Genomic DNA, 2391 nt, shown 5'->3' on the forward strand with positions numbered 1-2391 from the left:
CCTATAAAGGTCAAAAAATTTATATCGATTCTTGTAAAGAATGTCATGGTGGCGGTCAAGAGTTAGCTGCATCTAAAAAGCAGCGTATTTGGGAAAAATTAATGGATAACAAAGGAGAAAAACTTGCTGAAATTCATCTCTCTTCAAAAAAAGCTGCAAGTTCATGGGAATATTTCAATGATCGTAGTTATACGAGAGGTGCTAAACATATAGAAGATTTTTTAATTGAATATGCATCCGATAGCGGTAACGTACCTGCCTGTAATTAAACTTTCTTTCTCACCCCTGAGGGGATGATTTTCTTCTAAACCAAACTTCGCTAAAATCCCCCAACTAATTAATATTCGGAGATACCATGGAAAAGATGTGGTCGGGACGTTTCACACAGGATGCGTCAACCTTATTGGAAAAATTTAACGCATCAATCATGTTTGATCAAAAACTTTACCGTGAAGATATTGAAGGTTCTATCGCTCACGCCAAAATGTTGGCGCATCAAGGGATTTTAACCCATGAAGAGGCACGTTTAATCGAATCGGGGATGGCTCAGGTTTTGAGCGAAATCGAATCGGGTGTATTTGAGTGGAAAATCGGCGATGAAGATCTCCACATGGCGATTGAAAAACGATTAACTGCGATTATCGGTGAAGCGGGGAAAAAACTTCATACGGCGCGCAGTCGTAACGATCAGGTTGCCCTTGATTTCCGCCGATATGTGCTTCGTAAAAACCGCGAAATCGTTGAGCAGATTAAAGCACTTATGGGTGCTATCGTCGATATATCACGCGATCATACGACAACACTGCTTCCGGGGATGACCCATTTGCAACACGCACAGCCGATTAACTTTGCATTTCATCTTCTTGCCTATGCATCTATGTTTAAGCGCGATTGCGAGCGTTTTGAGAGCTCTGCCGTGCGCAATAACATCTCCCCGATCGGATGTGCCGCACTGGCAGGTACTCCGCACAATATCAATCGTGAAATGACGGCTCGCTCACTCAGATTTGATTCAGTCAGTATAAATTGTCTCGATACGGTGAGTGATCGCGATTTCGCCTTGGAAATTTTGTTTAATATCTCAACATTGATGATGCACATTTCTCGTCTCTCAGAAGAGATTATTATGTGGTCGAGTTATGAGTTTCGTTTTGTGGAACTTTCCGATCAGTATTCAACCGGTTCATCGATTATGCCGCAAAAGAAAAACCCCGATGTTCCTGAGCTTCTTCGCGGTAAAACAGGGCGGGTATTTGGAAACTTAATGGGACTTTTGACCGTGATGAAAGGGTTGCCATTAGCCTACAATAAAGACACCCAAGAGGACAAAGAGGGGGTATTTGACAGTGTTGAAACCGCTGAAATCTCTCTTGAGATTCTCCGTGAAGCCCTTAAAACGATGACGATCAAGCCTCAAAACATGGCACGTGCTTGTAAGCTCGGACATCTGAGTGCGACCGATTTGGCGGACTATTTGGTAGAACATTGCGACGTTCCGTTTCGTGAAGCACACCATATTACCGGACGCGCGGTTGCGCGTGCCGAAGTGTTGGGAATCGATTTGAGTGACATCGCTTACAGTGAACTTCACGCCATCGATAGCCGTATCAAAGAGGATGTTATCCCTTATTTGGCGATTGAGCATTCGATGAATGCCCGCGTCTCTCAAGGGGGAACGGCGGAAGTGCGTACATTGGAGCAACTTGTCTATTTTGACCATTATCTGAAGGATGTCAAATGAAAATAGTTGTCTCCCATCAGGATGCGATGCGTTTTGAAGCCAAAACCGAAAAGGGGAGCTTTATTATCGATTGTCCTCAAATCTCTCCGATTGAGTATTTTTTGAGCGGTTTGATCGGATGCACCGCGACCGACATCGTCATGCTTCCTCAAAAGCAGGGGTATGAGGTAAAAAACTTATCGGTAAGCGGAGAAGTGGTGCGCAATGAAACGCCCCCGCGCAAATTCAACACCCTTCATCTGCAATACTCATTTGATTCCAATGCGGATGATACATTAGCGGCACGTTGGGTCATGGCGAGTTTGGAAACCTATTGTTCAACGATTAATACGATCCGAGACACAACGGCAATCACCTATACGATACTCCATAATGGCAGTGTGCTTCGTGAAAATGAAACAATGATTAGCGGTGGTGGAAGCTCTATCGATTTCGGTGCGTTGCAAGGGTGTAATGCATAGTAAACTCCGTTCGTGGTGAGCTCAAGGAAACATCGCTTCGCGAGCGGTACCCTTGTTTTGTCGAACCATGAACTTACCCTTCGACAGGCTCAGGGCGAACGGGGTTAATTAAAAAAAGTCTTTCGGATCAGCATCCGCAAAATGACCCCATTTGAGCTTCGCTCCACCGAGGATATGGAAGTGGAGATG

Annotated in this window: 3 protein-coding genes; all 3 read left to right on the forward strand. The window is 44.6% G+C overall.

Features of this window, described 5'->3' with window-relative positions; all coding sequences use genetic code 11:
* Positions 1-269, forward strand: a 269-nt coding sequence (locus WA010_RS05395; RefSeq protein ID WP_422556122.1) for a cytochrome C, incomplete at its 5' end; no start/stop codon positions are given.
* An 86-nt stretch (positions 270-355) separates the two neighbouring features.
* Positions 356-1741 (forward strand): argininosuccinate lyase, encoded by a 1386-nt coding sequence (argH, locus tag WA010_RS05400; protein ID WP_422556123.1) that lies wholly within the window; start codon positions 356-358, stop codon positions 1739-1741.
* Entirely contained in the window at positions 1738-2202 is a 465-nt protein-coding gene (locus tag WA010_RS05405; protein WP_422556124.1) for an OsmC family protein, read from the forward strand. The genes argH and WA010_RS05405 overlap by 4 nt, the downstream gene beginning before the upstream one ends.
* Positions 2203-2391: the final 189 nt, after the last annotated feature.

Origin of the sequence: Sulfuricurvum sp. (assembly GCF_049305995.1) — a bacterium.
Lineage (GTDB): Bacteria > Campylobacterota > Campylobacteria > Campylobacterales > Sulfurimonadaceae > Sulfuricurvum.

Coding starts and splice junctions, on each gene's coding strand:
- argH (WP_422556123.1), top strand. CDS start 356: ATGGAAAAGATGTGGTCGGGACGTTTCACACAGGATGCGTCAACCTTA.
- WA010_RS05405 (WP_422556124.1), top strand. CDS start 1,738: ATGAAAATAGTTGTCTCCCATCAGGATGCGATGCGTTTTGAAGCCAAA.